At 60.4% G+C, this 20,893-nt stretch carries 17 protein-coding genes; 4 read left to right on the forward strand and 13 right to left on the reverse strand.

All coding sequences use genetic code 11. The features are described from left to right. Positions 1 to 26 precede the first annotated feature (26 nt). Together Q4481_RS22795 and Q4481_RS22800 are read left to right on the forward strand one after the other, a co-directional pair. Positions 27 to 2,321: a PAS domain-containing sensor histidine kinase gene (locus Q4481_RS22795; RefSeq protein WP_304378721.1), complete on the forward strand. Its 2,295-nt coding sequence runs from the start codon at positions 27 to 29 to the stop codon at positions 2,319 to 2,321. Positions 2,322 to 2,401: 80 nt separating this feature from the next. Then, positions 2,402 to 3,334 (forward strand): calcium-binding protein, encoded by a 933-nt coding sequence (locus tag Q4481_RS22800; RefSeq protein ID WP_304378722.1) that lies wholly within the window; start codon positions 2,402 to 2,404, stop codon positions 3,332 to 3,334. Here the strand turns inward: Q4481_RS22800 and Q4481_RS22805 are convergent, their stop codons facing one another. The 4 genes from Q4481_RS22805 to Q4481_RS22820 form a co-directional block, all read right to left on the reverse strand. Further along, positions 3,335 to 6,268, reverse strand: a complete 2,934-nt coding sequence (locus Q4481_RS22805) for a bifunctional [glutamine synthetase] adenylyltransferase/[glutamine synthetase]-adenylyl-L-tyrosine phosphorylase (protein ID WP_304378737.1) — start codon at positions 6,266 to 6,268, stop codon at positions 3,335 to 3,337. Between the two features lie 35 nt (positions 6,269 to 6,303). Then, entirely contained in the window at positions 6,304 to 7,713 is a 1,410-nt protein-coding gene (locus Q4481_RS22810; RefSeq protein ID WP_304378723.1) for a sensor histidine kinase, read from the reverse strand. After that, complete coding sequence (locus Q4481_RS22815; protein WP_304378724.1) at positions 7,713 to 8,390, reverse strand: response regulator transcription factor; 678 nt, start codon at positions 8,388 to 8,390, stop codon at positions 7,713 to 7,715. Before Q4481_RS22815 ends, Q4481_RS22810 begins: the two co-directional genes overlap by 1 nt. An 84-nt stretch (positions 8,391 to 8,474) precedes the next feature. Continuing rightward, the gene (locus tag Q4481_RS22820; RefSeq protein ID WP_304378725.1) at positions 8,475 to 10,052 is read right to left on the reverse strand and encodes a Do family serine endopeptidase; all 1,578 of its coding nucleotides are present in this window, start codon (positions 10,050 to 10,052) and stop codon (positions 8,475 to 8,477) included. Between the two features lie 266 nt (positions 10,053 to 10,318). On the opposite strand from Q4481_RS22820, the gene Q4481_RS22825 reads away from it, so the two are divergent. Together Q4481_RS22825 and Q4481_RS22830 are read left to right on the forward strand one after the other, a co-directional pair. Continuing rightward, on the forward strand, positions 10,319 to 11,440 hold the full coding sequence (locus Q4481_RS22825) for a helix-turn-helix transcriptional regulator (protein ID WP_304378726.1): 1,122 nt from the start codon (positions 10,319 to 10,321) through the stop codon (positions 11,438 to 11,440). A 91-nt stretch (positions 11,441 to 11,531) separates the two neighbouring features. Beyond that, on the forward strand, positions 11,532 to 13,139 hold the full coding sequence (locus Q4481_RS22830; RefSeq protein WP_304378727.1) for a calcium-binding protein: 1,608 nt from the start codon (positions 11,532 to 11,534) through the stop codon (positions 13,137 to 13,139). A 53-nt stretch (positions 13,140 to 13,192) separates the two neighbouring features. Here Q4481_RS22830 and Q4481_RS22835 read toward each other — a convergent pair whose 3' ends face one another. From Q4481_RS22835 to Q4481_RS22875, 9 genes are all read right to left on the reverse strand, one after another. Continuing rightward, positions 13,193 to 13,657 carry a cytochrome c-type biogenesis protein gene (locus Q4481_RS22835; RefSeq protein WP_304378728.1) on the reverse strand — a complete coding sequence of 155 codons (465 nt, stop codon included), beginning with the start codon at positions 13,655 to 13,657 and terminating at the stop codon, positions 13,193 to 13,195. Then, positions 13,654 to 15,669 (reverse strand): heme lyase CcmF/NrfE family subunit, encoded by a 2,016-nt coding sequence (locus Q4481_RS22840; RefSeq protein WP_304378729.1) that lies wholly within the window; start codon positions 15,667 to 15,669, stop codon positions 13,654 to 13,656. Before Q4481_RS22840 ends, Q4481_RS22835 begins: the two co-directional genes overlap by 4 nt. Continuing rightward, a complete protein-coding gene (gene ccmE / locus Q4481_RS22845; RefSeq protein ID WP_304378730.1) occupies positions 15,666 to 16,121 on the reverse strand; it encodes a cytochrome c maturation protein CcmE in 456 nt (151 codons plus the stop codon). Before ccmE ends, Q4481_RS22840 begins: the two co-directional genes overlap by 4 nt. Further along, the gene (gene ccmI, locus Q4481_RS22850) at positions 16,118 to 17,254 is read right to left on the reverse strand and encodes a c-type cytochrome biogenesis protein CcmI (protein ID WP_304378731.1); all 1,137 of its coding nucleotides are present in this window, start codon (positions 17,252 to 17,254) and stop codon (positions 16,118 to 16,120) included. Before ccmI ends, ccmE begins: the two co-directional genes overlap by 4 nt. A gap of 131 nt (positions 17,255 to 17,385) precedes the next feature. Further along, the gene (locus Q4481_RS22855) at positions 17,386 to 17,856 is read right to left on the reverse strand and encodes an RT0821/Lpp0805 family surface protein (RefSeq protein WP_304378738.1); all 471 of its coding nucleotides are present in this window, start codon (positions 17,854 to 17,856) and stop codon (positions 17,386 to 17,388) included. 114 nt (positions 17,857 to 17,970) lie between these two features. Beyond that, entirely contained in the window at positions 17,971 to 19,416 is a 1,446-nt protein-coding gene (locus tag Q4481_RS22860; RefSeq protein WP_304378732.1) for an ATP-binding protein, read from the reverse strand. Continuing rightward, on the reverse strand, positions 19,409 to 20,077 hold the full coding sequence (locus Q4481_RS22865; protein ID WP_304378733.1) for a response regulator transcription factor: 669 nt from the start codon (positions 20,075 to 20,077) through the stop codon (positions 19,409 to 19,411). The genes Q4481_RS22860 and Q4481_RS22865 overlap by 8 nt, the downstream gene beginning before the upstream one ends. Positions 20,078 to 20,111: 34 nt before the next feature. Next, positions 20,112 to 20,426, reverse strand: coding sequence for a hypothetical protein (locus tag Q4481_RS22870; protein WP_304378734.1), 315 nt, complete (start codon positions 20,424 to 20,426; stop codon positions 20,112 to 20,114). A 118-nt stretch (positions 20,427 to 20,544) separates the two neighbouring features. Next, positions 20,545 to 20,784 carry a hypothetical protein gene (locus tag Q4481_RS22875; RefSeq protein ID WP_304378735.1) on the reverse strand — a complete coding sequence of 80 codons (240 nt, stop codon included), beginning with the start codon at positions 20,782 to 20,784 and terminating at the stop codon, positions 20,545 to 20,547. Between the last annotated feature and the right edge of the window lie 109 nt (positions 20,785 to 20,893).

Consider the following 20,893-nt stretch of genomic DNA (forward strand, 5'->3'; position numbering starts at 1 on the left):
ACCTGTTAAGAATCAAGGCGGAACAGATGGCGGACATTCATCGGGGCGGTGTTGGCAACGGAAGTTTGCGCTTCGGCTTTTCCGGCATATCCGGGCTTGAGAAAACGCTGCGGCGCAAGTCATCCTTCTCATTACCGCGCAAGCTTGACCTGTCTCGGGCTGAGCCGGTTCTGAAACGGTCGATCCCGATCCTCATCACCGCCTTCCTTCTGGTCGTCGCCGCTTCCTGGGTGCTGGGCATCTATGCGGAGATCGACCGGCTCGAAACATCCGCCCGCAAGGAACTTGCCCTGTCGTCGCGTCTGATCGCGAATGAACTTGGGCGCCGGCCGGACCTTTTGACACGCGATCGTTCGGCTGAGGCGGAAAAGGCCGCGCGTTCGGCGCTTGCCGCACCGGTGGATGGTCCCGAGCCCGTCATCATTCTTGCCGACCGTGTCGGCTACATCGCCTTTGGAACCGGGCCGGCGGCTGCCCTGCGTGGCCATTACGTCCAGATGCTGGATGCCGACATTGCCAACAGCAAGGGCGGCGCGCTTTCAAACACGCTGATGATCGCGGGTGCGGCCTATCATGCAGCGTCGGCCACGATCGGCGATGATTTCGGCTATGTCGTCACAGCCCTGCCGGTGGCGCCGATCGACCAGCACTGGCGGGAGGCGGTGTCGCTCAACGTCACCCTGTTTGCCGGCATTTCCTCAATCGTCCTTGTCATTCTCTATGCCTATTACACCCAGGCGCAGCGTGCACGCGATGCCGACGAAATCTTCGTCGAATCCAACCTGCGTGTCGAAACCGCGCTGTCGCGCGGCCGCTGCGGCCTGTGGGATTTCGACATGAAGGATGGCAGGCTGTTCTGGTCGCGCTCGATGTATGAAATGCTGGGGATGAAGCCGCGCAGCGACGTCCTGTCCTTCGGCGATATGGCGCGGATGATGCATCCCGACGACAATTCCATCTATTCGCTGGCGCGTGCCATCGCCCGCGGCGAACTGCGCCATGTCGACCAGATCTTCCGCATGCGCCATGCCGCCGGCCATCATGTCTGGCTGCGGGCCCGTGCCCAGATCATCCATTCCACCAATGGCGTTCCCCATCTCATCGGCATCGCCATGGATGTGACGGAACAGCACAAGCTGGCCCAGCGCTACGCCGAAGCCGACCAACGGCTGGCGGACGCCATCGAATCCACCACCGAAGCCTTCGTGCTGTGGGATAAAAATGATCGTCTCGTCATGTGCAATGCTCATTACCAGCTCGCCTATGGTCTGCCGGATTCGGTGCTGGCGCCAGGGACTGAGCGTCTGGTGGTGCTGGCTGCGGCCTCGCGCCCGGTAATCGAGCGGCGGCTGGCCGATCCCGATCCCCTCACCTCGCATTCGCAGACGACCGAAGTCCAGCTCGCCGATGGTCGCTGGCTGCAGATCAACGAGCGGCGCACGCGCGACGGCGGCCTCGTGTCTGTCGGCACCGACATTACGCTCCTCAAGCGGCACCAGGAACGTCTGCGCGATTCCGAACGCCGCCTGATGGCGACCATCGGCGATCTGTCGGCCTCCCGCGTCAAGCTCGAGCGCCAGAAGGCGGAACTCTCGGTCGCCAATGCCAATTACCAGGCCGAGAAGGAACGGGCGGAAGCCGCCAACCGGGCAAAGTCGGAATTCCTGGCCAACATGTCGCACGAGTTGCGCACACCGCTCAACGCCATCCTCGGCTTTTCGGAAATCCTGCAGAACCAGATGTTCGGGCCGCTCGGCTCCGACAAGTATTACGAATATTCCTGCGATATCCATGAGAGCGGCAAGCATCTGCTCAACGTCATCAGCGACATTCTCGACATGTCGAAGATAGAGGCAGGACATCTGCAGATCCATCCGGAGCCGACCGACCTCGCGGTGTTGATCGACGAAAGCATGCGCCTGATCTCGGTGGCGGCATGCAGCAAGTCGATTTCGGTCGACCAGCAGATCGAGGGCGATTTGCGTCTGAGCGCCGATCGTCGCGCCATGAAACAGATTCTCCTGAACCTGCTGTCCAATGCGGTGAAATTCACCAACCAGGGCGGAAAGGTGGTGGTGCGGGCCCGCCGGATCGATGGCGCGATCTATCTGACGATCGCCGATTCCGGCATCGGCATTCCGCGATCGGCGATGCAAAAGATCGGCCAGCCGTTCGAACAGGTTCAAAGCCAGTATGCCAAGAGCCAGGGCGGCTCGGGCCTCGGCCTTGCCATTTCGCGCTCCCTGACGGAACTTCATGGCGGCCGCATGAAGATCCATTCGCGCGAAGGTCGCGGTACAGTAATCGCGGTGCGGATTTAGCACAATCTTAAGGTTTGATCGTTGATCATTCGCGCAGACAGCGTCCGCGATTCCGCGCGCCGCCTGACGGGAGATCGACGATGAAGATGACCGGTTCGAACCTGTGGGATTCCCTGTTCGGGACTTCAGGCAGCGACGTGATCTACGGCAATGGCGGTAACGACCTGATTTCCGGCTTTGCCGGCGGCGGCAGCAAGGCCGACCAGATCTATGGCGGCAGCGGCAACGACCTCGTAAGCGGCTTTTCCATCAATCTCGAAAAGCCGGGCAGTTCGGCTTCGCGCGGCACGCGGATCGATGGCGGCAGCGGCTATGACAGCGTCATCATCGATGTGACATCCAACGCCAAGACCGTTCTCATCGGCAAATTCCAGGCGCAGATCACGGTCAAGAATGTCGAGGATCTGATTTTCGACTTCGGCGGATTGACCTCCAAACAGCGTCTGGTCGGCACCAACCAGAGCGAGACCGTCCATCTCGGCGACAGTTCCGTGACCGGAATGGGCATGGGCGGCAATGATTTCCTGTTTTCAGGCTCGGGCGACGACACGCTGAACGGCGGCGACGGCAAGGATTTTCTGAGCGGCGGCCTGGGGCACAATGCGCTGACCGGCGGCGCTGGTTCCGATTATTTCATGTTCCGGCCTACGACAGCGTTTGAATATTCCAACATTACCGACTTCAAACCAGGGCAGGACAAGATCGCCTTCATCTTCAAAACCGATGATGGCGTGATCGATCCTGATCGTTCCTATGGCAACGGCATGTGGGAACTGGGCACGTCGATTGATAGCAACGGCTATCTGGATGACGACCACGGCCGCTATTTCGAGATGGACGATTTCAAGGCCATCAACGCAGTCTATGGCTCAGGGGTCACCTATGAGCGATCGACCGGATCTGTGATCGCCCATCTCTTGGATGACGACGGCAAAGTTCATAAGATCCTGATCGCACATCTCGACAATCGCCCGAACATCGACGCAGACGATTTTGTCTACATGCTCGTCTGATCAGACCACGAGCGCCTTGAAGATCTTGCGGACCCGAGCGGAATAGGCTCGGATTTCCGCTTCGAGCACCTTCAGATCCGGCATGCCGCTGACCTGGCACAGGAGTTCTTTCAGGCCTTCCGGCGCCTCCTTGGGATCGAACCCGCCCTCAATGCAGAGGCGGATCATCTGCGAGAGTTCGGAGAACAGGCCAAGCGCCGCCACGACCGTCTCAAGATCATCATCCGACAATTGACCCGGCCCATAATTGCGAATGGCTGCTTCGGTTGCCGGAGACCTGTCCGCCAGAGCCTGCCCATTGGCCGCCGCCATCAACACCAGATACTGGGCGATGAATTCGATATCGACCAGACCACCCGGGATGAGCTTGAGATCCCAGATGTCCTTTGGCGGCTTCTCCTTGTCGATCAAGCCGCGCATTTCGGAAACATCGGCAGCAATCTTCTTGCGATCGCGGCTTTGTCCGACGATATCGCCAATGATGGTTTCGGCCTCGGCAACAAGGCTTTGATCGCCGCAAACAAGGCGCGCGCGCGTCAATGCCATATGTTCCCAGGTCCAGGCTTCTTCGAGCTGGTATTTGAGAAAGGTGCGAATGCGGGTTGCCACCGGCCCTTTATTACCGGACGGGCGCAGCCGCATGTCGACTTCGTAAAGCACGCCTTCGGAGGTCGGCGCGGAGAGGGCAGCGATCATCCGCTGCGTGAGACGCGTGAAATAGCGGTTGGAGTCGATCGGCTTGGGCCCGACCGATTCCGCGGCCGCATCGTCGTAATCGTAGAGCAGGATTAGATCGATGTCAGAACCGGCCGTCAATTCGCGGCTGCCGAGTTTGCCGAGGCCTAAGATTGCCACACGGCCGCCCGGATAGTGTCCATGGACGGATTCGAGTTCCAGAACCACGGCTGCGAAGGTTTCGGCGATTACGAGATCGGCAAGATCGGTAAAGGCTTCCGCCGCCACCTTGCCGCTGATCGACCCCGTCAGCAGCCGAATACCGATCAGGAACCGCTGCTCGAAGGCGAAGATGCGCAACCGGTCGAGCTTTTCCTCGAAATAGACGGTTCCGGTCAGGAAGGCCGACAGGCGGCGGGCAAGATAGTCGCGAGTCGGCAGTTCCGAAATGAGCGCCGGGTCGAGCATGCCATCGAAGACATGCGGCTTGGACGCGATGATGCCCGCTAGCTTGGGTGCTGCCGACATGATGGTCGCAATCAGCGTCAGGAGCGAAGGATTGGACGACAATAGGGAAAAAAGCTGGATGCCCGCCGGCAGACCGGAAATGAACCGATCGAAGCGCAGAAGCGCTTCATCGGCGTGACGCTCCTGGCCGAAGGTGCTCAGAAGCAACGGCATCAGTTCCGTCAACCGCTCGCGCGCCTCGACCGACTGGGTGGCGCGATAACGACCATAGTGCCATCCACGGATGGTACGGGAGATATCGGCGGGACGATCATAGCCCATGCGCTTGAGCGTTTCGAGCGTGTCGGGGTCGTCGTTCTGGCCGGTGAAGACGAGATTGCCCGTTTCGGTCGATAGTTTGGTCTCCTGCTCGAAAAGTGCTGCATAGCGTTTTTCGACGGTCTGCAAGACCTTTGTCAGGGCTTCGGAGAAGGCGCCCGTTGTCGGAAAGCCCAGCATAAAGGCGATCCGTTTGAGTTCGGCTTCGGTTTCCGGCAGATTGTGGGTCTGTTCGTCATGCACCATCTGCACCCGGTGTTCGACCGAGCGCAGGAACCAGTAGGCTTCCACCAGTTCGGCGCGCGTCTGTTCGTCGATCCATTGCGCAGCCTCAAGTGCCGCGAGCGCCTTTTCCGTGCTCTTGACGCGGAGATCGGGCATGCGCCCGCCCGCGATCAATTGCTGCGTCTGGGCGAAGAACTCGATTTCCCGAATGCCGCCGCGACCGAGCTTAACATTATGGCCCTTGATCGCGATCTGACCATGGCCCTTGTGGGCATGGATCTGGCGCTTGATTGAATGAATGTCGGCGATCGCCGCATAATCGAGATATTTGCGGAAGACGAAAGGCACCAGTTCCTTGAGGAAGCGCTCTCCGGCCTTGAGATCGCCACCAACGGGCCGTGCCTTGATGAAGGCGGCACGCTCCCAGTTCTGCCCCCTTCCCTCATAGTAGAGAAGGGCTGCTTCAACGGGAATGGCAAGCGGCGTCGAACCGGGATCGGGCCGCAGCCTGAGATCGGTGCGGAAGACATAGCCATCGCCTGTCCTGTCCTGCAGGATACGGATCAGGCGGCGCAGCATGCGCGCGAAGGTCTCGGTCCCGTCCTCCGGATCGGACAGGATGCCCGCTTCCGGATCGAAGAACACAACGATATCGATGTCGGAGGAATAGTTCAGTTCGCGACCGCCGAGCTTGCCCATGCCGAGAACGATCATACCGGATCCCTGACCGGGATCCGTCTCGTCCTTCAGCACGACCTTGCCTGCCTCGTGTCCGGCGAAGAGAAGATGGTCAAATGCTGCCGAAACGGCAGCTTCTGCGAAATCCGTCAGCCATCCCGTGGTTTCGCGCCCATCGAACAGGCCGGCGAGATCGGCCATGGCGACCAGAAATGCCACCTTTCGCTTGGCCTTGCGCAGAGCCGTCATCACCTCGGGTTCGCCGGCATGCCGCCAGCATTCGCGGGCGGAGATGATCGTCTCTTGCAGTTCCTGCCTGATGTCGCCCTCGAGGGCGAGCGAAAGCAGTGCGGGCGAAATCCTTGCCGTATCGCGCAGGAAGGGCGACAGGCTGAGGGCGGCAATCACGAAATCGCGCGGCACACCGTCCGCACCAAGAAGCTTGGAAAGCGCAGGTTCCTGCCTGCCCCAATCCTTGAGATCGGCAACAACCGAACGGGCCTCCTGCTGACTGAGCGGCTTCAGCCGATTGACCGTCAGCCCGCCAATGCTGGCTTCGCCCGCGCCCATTGCCATCATTCACTCCCATGCCCGCCGTTCGGCACTCAGGCCGGAAACAGCATCCTCACCGTCAGGCCCTTCATGGCCGTGTCAGCCGGATCGGTCGCTCCGAACTCGATCCGCCCCCCATGCAGTTCCATTACCGCCAGCGCGAGCGACAGGCCAAGGCCGGTTCCCGGCTTTGACCGGCTCTCGTCCAGCCGCACGAACCGCTTGACCACTTCGGCATGCTTCTCCTCCGCAATGCCGATACCGTGATCCGCGATTGCGATCACGATAGTCTCGCCTTCGCGGCAAGCCGACAGGAGGATGAGAGGATTTTCGGCGTTTTCCCCATATTTGATCGCATTGTCGATCAGGTTGGCGATCGCCTGGGCGATCAGTTCACGATTGCCCCGCACCGTCAATGCATCCGCGATCCGGCCTTCGAGACGCATTCCGGCATCCTCTGCCACCGGTTCGTAGAGTTCGAGGAACTCGCGTGCGACGGAGGTCAGATCCACCTCGTTCATTTCGGCTGCGGCAGAGCCGGCCTCGACACGCGAGATCATCAAGAGCGCATTGAATGTCCGGATCAGCTGGTCGGATTCGCCGATAATCTCTTCGAGTGAAGCACGATAGTCTTCCGGGCTGCGCTCGCCGGCCAATGCACTCTCGGCCTTGTTCCGCAACCGCGTCAGCGGGGTCTTGAGATCGTGGGCAATATTGTCGGAAACCTGCCGCAGACCCTCGTTGAGACGTTCCATCCGGGCCAGCATGACATTGAGCGAGTCCGACAACCGGTCGAACTCATCGCCGGACCCGGAGATCGGCAAACGTTGCGACAGATCGCCAGCCACGATCTTCTGGGCCGCGAGTGCTGTCCTGTCGAGCCGACGCATGGCGTTGCGGCCGATCATGAACCAGATCAGAAGTGCACCTGCGGCCATGATCCCGAGCGCCAGCATCAGCGCCTGACGTACGAGAAGCCGCGCATTTTCCGGTTCGCCGAGATCGCGCCCGACCAGGATACGCAGGCCGTTGTCCAGCACAAGAATATTGGCAATCGCGACATGGCGGTTCTTGCGGCCCGTTTCGCCGAACCGGTTGTAGAGGAAGGGGCGGCTGGTCCAGCCCTGTTCATCGAGTACGCCCGGGGCAAGCGAACCCACATTGCCCGCCAGCATTTCGCCATTAGGACCGGCGATAACATAGAGATTGGCACCGGGCTGCCGCGAGCGTTTCTCAAGCGTCGATAAAAGCGCCGAAATTCCGCCATCCTCGTAGACCTGGTTGAGATCGGCAACCTCCTGGCTCACGGATTCGCGCATGCGCGACTGCAGCTGGCTTTCGGAAATCGAGGTGACATAAAGGACCAGAGCGGCAGCACAGGCGGCAAACAGCACCAGATAAAGCACGGAAAGGCGAAAGGCCGTGTGCTTGAGCAGCATCTGGAAACGGGCGTAAGCGCCCATCACGCTTCGTCCTTGATCATATAGCCCGCACCGCGGATCGTTCTCAGCAGCGGCTTGTCGAAATCCTTCTCGATCTTCGAGCGCAGGCGCGACACATGCACATCGATGACATTGGTCTGCGGATCGAAATGATAGTCCCAGACATTTTCGAGCAGCATGGTGCGGGTCACCACCTGACCGGCATTCTTCATCAGATATTCGAGCAACCTATATTCGCGCGGCTGCAGCAGGATCTCGCGACCGCCCCGGCGAACTTCGTGGGAAAGCCGGTCGAGCTCAAGATCGCCAACCCGATAGACCATGTCCTGCTCGATCTGGCCGCGACGGCGCCCGAGCACTTCAACACGGGCGAGGAGTTCGGTGAAGGAATAGGGCTTGGGAAGATAATCGTCACCGCCGGCACGGAGTCCGGTCACCCGGTCGTCAACCTGACCGAGCGCCGACAGGATCAGCACCGGCGTGTTGATCGTCCGCTTGCGCAATTCGGCAATCAGCGACAGGCCATCGCGGCGCGGCAACATGCGGTCGACGATGAGCACGTCGTAGCCGTTCTCTGTGGCCATGAACAGGCCGCTTTCGCCATCGCCGGCATGTTCGATCGTATGCCCCGCCTCACGGAAAGCCTTGGCGAGATAGGCGGCGGCATCAAGGTCGTCTTCGATCAGCAGAATCTTCATGACGAATAGATAGGTCCGTTTGGATTTGTAAGAAAGCCCTCCCCCGTTTCCGGAGAAGGGCTTGCCATGCGCTTCAGACGGGCTTTAGCCGACCGGAAGGGCGACGAAACGGTTTCCGTTCTGATCCTCGATCTGGAACAGCGCCTTCTTGCGGCCTTCCTTCTTGGCATCAGCCAGAACCTTGACGATGTCGTCGCCGGAATTGACGGTCTGGTTGTTCACCGAGGTGATCTTCTCACCGCTCTTCAGGCCCTTGTCGGCAGCATCGGAGCTCGGATCGACCGAGGTGATCTGAACACCCTTGCCATCTTCCGCAGGGGCAACGGCAATGCCGAGATTGTCGAGTGTCTGCTCGGTCGGCGCCTCACCCTGGTTGTCACCGGACTGCGGATCGGCAGAGGCCATCGTCGGCTGATCCGGCAGGGTACCGAGCGTTACCTTGATGCTCTGGCTTTTGCCATCGCGCCATACCGACAGTTCGACCACCTTGCCGGGTTCGAGATTGCCGATCTTGCGCGCCAGTTCCTTCGGCCCCTTGATCGGGTCGCCATCGACGGCGGTGATCACATCGCCTTCCTTGATGCCGGCCTTGGCGCCGGGCGAATCTTCCTGCGGCTGGTTGACCAGCGCGCCAGCGGCTTCTGAAAGGCCGAGCGATTCCGCCACATCCGATGTGACCGGTTCGATCTTCACGCCGAGCCAGCCGCGGGCGATCGTGCCGTCCTTCATCAACTGCGATACGACATTCTTCGCAACCGATGCCGGGATCGCAAAGGCAATGCCGACATTGCCGCCAGAGGGCGAGAAGATTGCGGTATTGATGCCGACCACTTCGCCGGCCAGGTTGAAGGTCGGACCACCCGAGTTGCCCTTGTTGACCGCCGCGTCAACCTGCAGGAAATCGTCATAGGGGCCAGCGCCGATATCGCGGCCGCGGGCCGAAACGATACCGGCCGTGACCGTGCCGCCGAGACCGAACGGGTTGCCGATCGCAACCACCCAGTCGCCCACGCGCACCTTGCTGTCATCGGCAAAGGCAACATAGGTGAACTTGCGCTTTTCATTGACCTTCAGCACGGCAAGATCCGTGCGCGGATCGCGCCCGACAAGCTTGGCATCGAGTTCGGTGCCGTCATTCATGACCACGGTAAAGGCCGCGCCGCCATCGACGACATGGTTGTTGGTCACGAGATAGCCGTCTTCGGAGATGAAGAAGCCGGAGCCCTGCGAGGTCGGACGCAGACGGCCCGGACCATCCTTGCGCTTGCCGTGATGCTGCCAGCGATCGGGACGCTGCGAAGGACCACGGTCGCCATACTGGTCGCCCGGTCCGAATTCGCGGAAGAAGCGCTTGAGCGGATGATCGTCGGGCAGTTCGTCGAAGCCCGGACCGCCGAAGTTGAAGCCGAAATTCGGATTGTCATCGGAGGCCTGGGTGGCGCGGGTCTGGACGCGGACCGAAACAACGGCCGGCGTAACCGCCGAGACGACATCGGCAAAGCTCGGCATCTGCTGGGTCGACTGAACCTTCACTGCATCCGCATAAGCATATTTGGCGGCAAATGGCACGCCGGTGATCAGAACGGCGGCAGCCGCACCGGCAATCGTGCCGGTCTTGAGGAGAGAAGACAGCGAATGGCGCTTTGCATTCTTGTCGGTCATGGTCTTATCCTTCGTTTAACTGGCGGCACCAACCCGCCGTGAATCTGTCGATGGATAATAGCTAGCGCCCGGCACCTTGCAGCATTCTTTCCGCAACATGAATTCTTGGTAATGTAGCGAGCAGCCGGCCCTCGCTTCGGCAACCTCGGGGACAGAGGCTATGATCTGGATTGATCTCCCCCGGATGCGACACCCCCCATTTGGGAGCTTCGGGACGCGAACAGCTTTGCTATTGCAATCGAGGGGTTTGGGGGTTGCGCGCGGATATGGCAGAGACTTCTCTCGACACGGTCATTTCCGGACTTATTGACCAGATCGAACACGCCGCACTGGGGCTCGTCGACTGGGGTGACATTACCGACGCCATGACATCGATCGTCCCTGGATCCATGGCCGTTTTCCTGGGCTATACCGACAGGCCCAAACCGAACATCATGGTACAATCGAACTATCCCGACGGCTCCCTGAACAGCTATGCCGAGCATTTCGGCAGCATCAATCCCTGGAATCGCTTCTGGGCCGATGCCACGCCAGGTCGCGTCTTCTGTTCGTCGGAAGTCATGCCGTCCTATTCGTTCTCAGAGACGGAATTCTATAACGATTGGCTTCTCAAGCTGGACAAACGCAGTGAGGGTATCGGCATGAAGCTAGGCCGAGAGGGCGATACGAGTGCGGTCTTTTCCATGCAGATCCCGGATCGACAACGCCTCAATGCCGAACTCACGCTCAAGCCGGTTCTGAACGGCATCGGCGATGCGCTGATCCGTTCGGTGACGCTTGGTCAGTATATCCAGTCGCAAATTCAGCAAGCCGTTGCAGGAACCGCGCTGATCGAGCGCAACGATGATCTTGCGATCGTCACCGACAGTGAATTGCGGATCATTCAGGCAAATGCTCCGGCGGAAGAGGCGCTCCGCGCCGCCCGCCACATTCGATCGGTTCTCGGATACCTGCATTTTGCGCATCCGGGTCCCGGAGAATGGGCGCGAAAATCGATAAGCCAGTTTGCGAGAAACCTGCCGGTCCAGAACTCCACATTCATTCTGAAGGTAGAGAATAGGGATTTGGCTATTTCAATCTACCGGTTGCCGCCGAATGCCGCGACGCCGCGATTTTCGCCCTTTGGTTCGGGGAGTTACCTGTTTCTGGTTCGCCAGAACAGCCCATCTGGTAACCTGCGGGGACCAACGAGGATCGCATCGACCTTCGGCCTGTCGCCGGCAGAGATGCGGATGTGCGAACATCTTTTTGAGGGCTTGTCGCTGTCGGCCGCTGCCGAGGTGCTGGGCATCACGCGCGAGACGGCCCGCCATCGCCTCAAGCAGATCTTTCAGAAGACAGGCGTCCATCGGCAGAGTGCCCTGATCTCCCTGATGCACCGCATGTAGTGCCCCCCAAACGGGAGTTTTCAGCATCACCTTTTCACCTTTAACTTGCAGGCAACGATCCGGCATCCGGTAGAACATGGGAGAATAGATTATGGCAATTCACAAGAATACGAGCTTCACCTTGAACGGCGCCACCAAATTCACGGCTGGCACCGACACTTACACCTGGTCGGATCGCTGGATCGACACGGTGACCATCTGGTCCGGCGACAGCGGAAAGACCTATACGAGCACAGTCACCCTCAAGGGCGAGGACTGGGGTATCGGCGACCTCCGCTTCGTCGGTTCGGCAGGTATGAAAGTCGCCCTTACCGATGGCGACAGCAAGTCTGGTCGCATGATCGACTACCTTCTGCTCGGCAATGCCGGCAGCACCGTCCTTTTGAAGTCCACGGAAGTCGATTCCATGCGCGGCAGCAACGCATCCGATGCGGTTACCGTTGGCAGCGGCTACATTGGTTCGGTCAGCCTCCGTGACGGAAACGATACATTCGTCGGCGGCAGCGGCGGCGCCGGCTCCATCGAGATGGGTAACGGCAATGACAAGATGACCGGCGGCAGCGGCGGTGTTCAACAGGTCTCTCTGGGCAATGGAACCAATACCTATATCGGCGGCAGCGGCTGGCTCGGAAGCCTTCGTGGCGGCGACGACAATGACACCGTGACCGTCAACGGTGGCAATATCGATATGATCAACCTGGCTTTTGGCAAAAATGTCGTGAAGGTTCAGGGCAGCGGCTCGGTATCAAGCCTGGTTACCTATGACGGCAACGACGAACTGACCTTCTCCGGCAGTTCGAGCGTCGATATGATTGCCCTGGGTCATGGCAACAACAAGATCACGATCTCCGGAGCCGGCTATGTCGGCTCCATCCTGACGTTTGGTGGCAACGATACGCTGGTGCATTCCGGCAGCAATGAATGGTCGGGAACGATCAATCTCGGCAGCGGCAACAATACCATCACCTACGGCTCGACATGGTTCGATGCGATTGTCACCTATAGTGGCAATGATACGATCGTCACCGGAGCCGGCGGCGGTTCCTCGATCATTGCAGGCGGCGGCGATAACAGCGTGACGACCGGAACCGGATGGGTAGGCCTTATCAGCGGTTTCGGCGGCATCGATACGGTGAATGTCGGAGCGGGCGGGGCTGCTGCCGTGACCACTTTCGGCGGAAACGATGTAATCTCCGTCAGCGAAACCGAAATGGGCAACGCTTCCATGCTCGATGGCGGCGACGGAACCGATACAATTGACTTCTCGCAATTCACGATCGCGGTAACGGCATCGCTGGTGTCCGGCTCGGTATATGATGCCGGCACCACCAGCTTCCTGCTCTACGGCTTCGAAAATCTGGTGACCGGCTCGGGCGCCGACAGTCTGACGGGAAACAGCAGCGCCAACAGCCTCACCGGCAATGAAGGCAACGATACACTCGCCGGCGGCGGTGGAGCCGACCGATTCATCTTCGCGACCGGCTGCGATGCCGACAGCATCAGCGACTTCAATGTTTCGGAAAGTGATGTGATCGATCTATCGGGTCTGACGGGCATTCCCGACTACGACACGCTCGTCGCCGATTTCATGAGCCAGTCGGGCGATGACGTCGTCATCGATGCCGGCAATGGCGATGTCATCACCATCCTCGACATCGACATTGCGACACTGACGGAAAGTAACTTTGCCTTTGCCTGACAAGGAATGACGGGACGCCGGCAAAACACAGCCGGCGTTCCATCGTCGGCAGGCTATGGCTCGTCGCGCAACAGCGCGTCGAGCTTCGCCTGCTCGTCGGCGCTGAGAGCGGCCCCGAGCGGAGCGCGGGCGGGGCGGCGACGCAGCTTGACAACGACGACGACAAGACCAATTGCCAGAAGGGCCACCGGCATGCCCCAGAGCAGAACCGTATGGCTGTTGACCGGCGGTTTCAGAAGCACGAATTCGCCGTAGCGGGAAACGAGATAGTCGATCACTTCCTGGTCGCTGTCGCCCGCCTTCAGCCGCTCGCGAACCAGAAGACGCAGATCCTTGGCGAGGTCGGCATTGGAATCGTCGATCGACTGGTTCTGGCAGACCATGCAGCGCAGGCCAGCCGAAAGGGCACGCGCCCGCGCTTCCAGAACCGGATCGGCGAGCACTTCATCGGGATTGACGGCGAGCGCCGGACCGAAACTCGCCAGAAGCAGGAAGAGAGAAGCAATGAGGCGTCTCATTCGGCCGCTCCCGGAAGAGCCGCCGCTGCGGGCGCTACCTGCTTGCGCTTCGCCGGCGCGCCGACGCGCAGCCGTCGATCGGAGAGAGACACGAAGCCCCCCGCCATCATGATCAATGCCCCGACCCAGATGCAGAGGATCCAGGGCTTGTACCAGATGCGCACCACCATCTTGCCATCCTCGGTCTTGTCGCCGATCGACAGATAGAGTTGCGATGCGCCGAAGGTCATGATGCCAGCCTCGGTCGTCGGCATCTGGCGGGCGGTATAGATGCGCTTGGAACTGTCCGTTTCGGCGACGACGACACCATCCTTGGTGACTGTGAAATGCGCCAGTTCGGCCGTGTAGTTCGGCCCCTTCAGGGTGCTTTCGCGATCGAACCGGATTTCGTAGGCTCCGCTCGTCGTGGTTTCGCCGATCTTCAGTTCGACGATATGTTCGGTTTCCCAGATCGAGACGATGACGACGCCGAGTACGGTGACGCCGAGGCCCAGATGGGCAAGCGCCGTACCGAAGGCCGAGCGAGGCAGGCCGGAAAGACGGCGCAATCCGTTCGAAAGACCAGCCTTGGCGAAATTGGCGCGGTTCCAAAGATCGGCGAGCGCGCCGAAGATCAGCCAGAAACCGGCAGCAATCCCGAGGGCTGCCAGCATCGGCCCATTGCCCTCGACGAACCAGATCAGAATGCCAAGCACCAGCGCCAGCACGAAGACCAGACGCAGTTTGCGCGCCGCCTGTCCGAGATCGCCCCGCTTCCAGGCTAGAAACGGCCCGAATGGCAGGACGAGCAGTAGCGGCGCCATCAGCCAGCCGAAGGCGAGATTGAAGAAGGGAGCGCCGACGGAAATCTTCTCACCGGTCAGCGCCTCGAGCAGCATCGGATAGAGCGTGCCGGTCAGGATCGCCCCGGTCGACACGACGAGGATCAGGTTGTTGAGAACCAGCGAACCTTCGCGCGACACAGGTTGGAACAGGCCGCCCGGCGTCAGCGATTGCGCCCGGAAGGCAAAGAGCGAGAAGGCACCGCCGATGAAGATCGCCAGGATCGTCAGGATGAAAACGCCTCGTGATGGGTCAGATGCGAAGGAATGGACCGATGTCAGAACGCCGGAACGCACGAGGAAGGTTCCGAGCAGCGACAACGAGAAAGTCATGATCGCAAGCAGCACGGTCCAGATTTTCAACGCCTCGCGCTTTTCCATCACGAGGGCGGAATGCAGAAGCGCTGTCCCGGCAAGCCAGGGCATGAAGGAGGCGTTTTCAACCGGATCCCAGAACCACCAGCCGCCCCAGCCGAGTTCGTAATAGGCCCAGTAGGAGCCCATGGCGATACCGGCCGTCAGGAAGGTCCAGGCTAGCAGCGTCCAGGGCCGAACCCAGCGCGCCCAGGCAGCATCGATCCGACCGTCGATCAGAGCCGCAACGGCGAACGAGAAGCAGACCGAGAAGCCGACATAGCCGAGATAGAGCAGCGGCGGATGGATGGCGAGACCGATATCCTGCAAAACCGGGTTGAGGTCGCGCCCTTCGGCGGGCGCCGGGGCACCAGGCGACAGCGCCATGGTGCGGATGAAGGGATTGGAGGTCAGAAGCACGAAAAGCAGGAATGCTGCGGCAATCCAGCCCTGAACCGAAAGCACGTTCGCTTTCAGGCTCTTGGGCAGGTTGGCGCCGAAGGCTGCTACCAGCGCCGAGAAGAAGACAAGGATCAGCAGCCAGAGCATCATCGAGCCTTCGTGATTGCCCCAGACACCCGAGATCTTGTAGATCGTCGGCATCAGAGAATGGGAATTTTCCCAGACATTGACGACGGAGAAATCGGAGGCGACATAGGCCCAGGTCAATGCCAGATAGGAGAGGCCGACAAGCAGGAAGGTGACAAGCGCACCCGTGCTGCCCACGGCCATCAGTCGCTCGTCGCGGCGGATGGCACCCAGCACCGGCACGAAAGCCTGAACGAGAGCGGCGGCAAGCGCGAGTGCCAGCGCAAAGTGACCGAGTTCGACAATCATTTGATCACCTCGTTGCCGCCCAGTTCCACACCCTTGGCTTTCAGGCGATCCGCAACATCTTTGGGCATATAGGTCTCGTCATGCTTGGCCAGCACCGTATCGGCAATGAAAAGCGGCGGGTTTCCGGGCGCCAGCTTGCCCTCCGCCACCACGCCCTGCCCTTCGCGGAAAAGGTCGGGCAGAATGCCGGTATAGGTCACTGGGATCGAGTTGATCGTGTCGGTCACGATGAAGGTTTCCTTCATCCCCTGCCCGCGCTGCCAGGAACCAGGCTTGACCACGCCTCCGAGGCGAACACGCGTGTCGGGCGGTAACTTCGCTTTTTCGAGATCCGAAGGTACGTAGAAATAGGAAACCGACTGGCTGAAGGCGAACATCACCAGCAGCACGGCCGCGATCAGGAAGCTCATGCCACCGCCGATCAGGGCGAGGCGTTTCTGCTTGCGAGTCATTCAGTCATTCCCTCGGTGTTCAGGCCCATATCCTTAGCGAGCGCGATGAGCGCCTTGCCATTGTCGCTCGCCGGCGGAAACACGCCGAGCGCCGTCTTGAGCGCCGCTTCAGCCTTGTCGGTTTCCTTCAGCACGCCGTAGGAACGGACGAGGCGCATCCAGCCTTCGAAATTGTTGGGATCATCCTTGAGCTTGGCATCGAGACTGTCCACCATGGTGCGGATCATCTGCATCCGGTCTTCGGCGGACATGGCGGATGCTGCCTCCATATCGGCCGCATTCGGGTTGCCAAGCGTATTCTTGCCCTGAGCCTTCGCGTCGGTCACCTGCGCCACCTGCGCATCGATAACGCCGATCCAGGGAGCGTCTGCCGGTGATTCCGCCTTCAACGCGGCAAAGGCCGCCAGCGATTCATCAAACTTGCCCGCCTGCGCCAAGGCGAGCGCGACATAGAAGCGGCTGCGCGGGTCCTTCGGATTGATGGCGATCGCCTGTTCGAAAACCTTGCGGGCATCGTCCGTCACCTGCCCGCGTGCAGCAACCGTCAGTGCTTCGCCCAGGCTTCCGAGCCGGTCCGGATCGGGTCCGAGAATGCGGATGACATTGCGATAGGCATTGGCGGCATCGTCAGCGCGCATGGTCCGCATATAGATTGGCGCCAGCAGATCCCAGGCCTTGCCGTCATCCGGATGGGTCGTGAGATAGGCTTCCGTCTTGGCGATCAGGATGTTGATGTCAGGCGAAGGGTTGCTCATGCGCGCGGCGAGCGGCTGGTCCGGCTCGGTCGGCAGGCCCATGCCGCTATAAAGCCAGTAGCCTGCCAGCGGCAGGAAAAGACAGAGAAAGGCGGCAAGTGCAAGCCCGGCGGCGCGGCCAGACCGGCTGGCGGTCTCGCTGTTGGCAGCGTCGCTCGCAGCGATCAGCCGGCGCGCGATTTCCGCACGCGCCTGATTGGCCTCCTCCGCATCGATGAGACCGTTTTTCTCGTCGCGCCCCACTTCGTCCAGCTGGTCGCGATAGACCATCGCGTCGTTGGCGGCAGCAGCGACAGGCACTCCGCCGCTCCGCAGGAGAGGCAGAATGAGGATGAGTGCGGCAATAGCCGCGATAATGAGCGCAGAAATCCAGAACATGACGGAGATCAACTAATTCATCATCGCAGCCAATCCAATGCGCCAGATCAAAGATAACGCAGAATTGAGGCGTTTGGCCGCATTTGGCTCGGCGATTCTTTAGCGACGTTCGCGTCTGGCCGGTCGGGCGATCAGGCCAGCGGCGTCCAGCTGCCGTTCGGATTGCGGCAGGCGGCACCGCGAGCAACAACCGGCTGGCCACCGTTCGGTGTCACGGTATGGGTGTACTGGCGGCAGTTCTGCGAACCGACCTGATAGGGCACGGCAACGGTCACCTGTCCGCGCAGGCCACTTCCGTCCCACACAACGCTCTGGCCGCTGGGGGCGGATTCGAGCGCCTTGTACTCGGCTTCGAGCGCACGGGTCTTGTCACTGGTCGACAGTTTGAGGCCGGCCATGCGCATCAGCAGGCCGCCACGCAACGCACGGATGTAATAGGACGAGTCCGCCGGCGATTCGTCACCGGCATCATAACCGTTGGCCGCGGCAATACGATTGCCGGTATCGTCGAGCCTGGTCGAGCCGGATGTCGTACCGCAGGCAGAAAGGCTCAAAGCCATGGCTACAATCAGGCCAGCCTTTGCGAACTGCGTTCCATTCATGCTTTCAACCCTGAGCTTTGCGATATCCGTCATTCTTAGTGCTTTGCGTGTCGGTCGTGGCAGCAATATGGCATTTTCGGACCTCGCGACCAATGGTTCAAAACAATTAAATATTCAATTTTCCTTGAATATTGCCGGTAGAACGAGTTCGGCGCGCAGGCCGCCCGCCTCCGCCCGCATGAGGGTGAAGCGCCCCTGATATTCGCCAACGATCTCGGAGACGATCGACAAGCCGAGGCCGGTTCCGGGTCGGCTTTCGTCCAGTCGACGGCCGCGCTTCATCGCTTCCTTGATCTGTGCGGGTTCGAGGCCGGGACCATCGTCTTCCACCACCAGGAGCGCCCAGGCCTTGCGTGCCTGATCCTCGCCCATCGTTCCCGTCGGCGCCGGTTGCGCGGTGATCTTCACCTGGCTTTCGGCGAACCGTCCGGCATTTTCGAGCAGGTTGCCGATCGTTTCCTCGATATCCTGCGCTTCCATCGCCAAAAGCAATCCCTTCGGCCGTACCGAAAGCTGGAATTCCTTTCCCGGATTGAGCTTGCGCATCACGCGCGCCAGCCGTTCGAGCACCGGCTCGGCCTCCGTGCGGGCGAGAATGCTGTCGCGCTGGGCGGCAATGCGAGCCCGGTTGAGATAGGATTGCACCTGCGCCTGCATGATTTCGGCCTGGCTGCGAACGAGTTCGCCATGTGGCGGCTTCATCTGGGCCGCATCGTTGAGCAGTACGGCGATCGGCGTCTTCAGCGAATGGGCGAGATTGCCCACCTGCATGCGGGCACGTTCGATCACGCGGCGGTTGCTGTCGATAAGCGCATTGACCTCCTCGACCAGGGGCGCGATCTCGCGCGGCAGGTCGTCATCGAGCCGTTCGGCCTCGCCGTTGCGGATGCGCGAAAGCGCAGCCCGCACGCGATCAAGCGGCCTGAGACCGAGAAGAATCGCCAGAGCATTGAGGCCCAGTGAACCGATCGCGAAGAGGGCGAGCGCGATGAAGAGGCTGCGGTTGAAGGCGCGCACATCCTGTTCGACGACATTCTGGTTGCCGATCATGCGAAAGCGCACCACACGCACCGGCGTATCGTTGGCGGAGAAATTGGTCAGGTCGCGCTCTTCGGCCGGCTCTTCTTCGAGGCTGATCTCGGCTTCAGCCACGCGCACATCGTTACCGGCCTTGTCCTTGGTCGCATAATAACGTTCGAAGCGGCTGTTGAGCGGCACGACATTGTTGGGCAACGTCGGCACGCCCTCGTAGTTCGAGGAGGTCAGCGGCTCGGTCTTGAAATCGCCCAACGGCTGCACCACCCAGTACCAGCCGCTGTCGGGCTGCTGGAAGGCGAGCTCGCTCAGTTGCGGCGAGCCGGTCAGTTCATGGGTGGTGGAATCGATCGAAACCGAATTGATGGCCGAGAAGAGCTGCGCGCGCAAAAGGTCATGCAGGCCGCGCTCCGCCGTCCTTCGGTAGAGCGTCGACATGACGACGGCCATGATCACGAGCGCCACCGCCGACCAGGCGGTCGTGTAGATCAGCACCCGTGCTGTAACGGAATTCAGTCTACCCATTGTTGCCGGGCTGGATGCGGTAGCCCAGGCCGCGCACGGTTTCGATCAGGTCGATCCCCATCTTCTTGCGCAACCGGCCGACGAACACTTCGATCGTATTGGAATCGCGGTCGAAATCCTGGTCATACATATGTTCGACCAGCTCGGTTCGCGACACGACCTGCCCCATATGATGCATGAGATAAGACAGGAGCCGGAACTCGTGCGAGGTCAGCTTCAGCGTCGTGCCATTGACAGTCACTTTCGAGCTCTTGGTATCGAGCCGCACCGGTCCGCAGATGATTTCCGAGCTTGCATGGCCGGCCGCACGGCGGATGAGCGCGCGCAGGCGGGCCTGCACCTCTTCCATATGGAAGGGCTTGGCGACATAATCGTCCGCACCGGCATCGATGCCCGCCACCTTGTCGCTCCAGCGGTCGCGGGCGGTCAGGATCAGCACCGGCATTTTCTTGCCGGCCTCGCGCCATTTCTCAAGAACCGTGATGCCATCCATCTCCGGCAGGCCGATATCGAGGATCACGGCATCGTAGGGCTCGCAATCGCCGAGATAATGCCCTTCCTCGCCGTCGAACGCCTGGTCCACCACATAGCCCGATTCCTTCAGCGTCTCGGTGAGCTGGCGGTTGAGATTCTGGTCATCTTCGACAACGAGTATGCGCATTCCTGGCTTTTACCTTGTTTCTCGGAGCTTGGACTTAAAGATCCATCGGGATCCGGAGACGGATCCGGCGTGGCCGGCCGTTCTTGTTGATGACGAGAACAACGACCTGGCAGATTGGGCGTCCGTTTCTCGCCGGCGCGACGGACAGAAGCTCGCCTCCGGTCATTGCCACGGCCTGGGCGGCGGCGGCAGAGCAATCACCGCGAACGGTTTGCACCTTCGCATCCGGAACCGGTGTGGTCTCGGAGACAAGGCCTTGCGGCACAATCAGCGGATCGGTCAAAGGATCGGTCAACGATCCCGCCAGGATGCCGGCTGCAGCCAGAGAGGTTACGATTATCGATGCCATGTTTTTTCACGGTGCTCGTGGCTTGTTTTCAACTTGCCCTGACCTTAGCGGACCCACAATGAATGTCATATGAATGTCGCAGGTCATCGGATGCAAGTCCTCGACAAACCTTTCATTCCTATTCCGTAGGTTTTTTCCGCTCTGGGTCCGCGCCGCCCAGCGCCGCTGTCGCCTTCAGGCGGCCGTAAAGGGCCAGAAGGCCACCGACAATGCCGACAAGGGCAAGAACACTGTCCGTCAGCTGCGCCTGGCCGGCAGCATCGAGCGACAACCCGGCCATCTGCAACACACCTGCAAGAATTGCCACGAGTGCACCCCAGACAGCGCGCGACTGGTACCAGGCCTTGATCTCTTCCATCGTTTTTCCTTTCTGACCTGAGACCCAAATTTCCTCCAGTTTTCGGGAGAGTCTCGGGTTTCTAATCTGGCCTCATGCGGCCTGTTTTTCCATAGCTATTCTCATTGCA

Origin of the sequence: Fluviirhizobium alvei (assembly GCF_030551875.1) — a bacterium.
Lineage (GTDB): Bacteria > Pseudomonadota > Alphaproteobacteria > Rhizobiales > Rhizobiaceae > Rhizobium_E > Rhizobium_E alvei.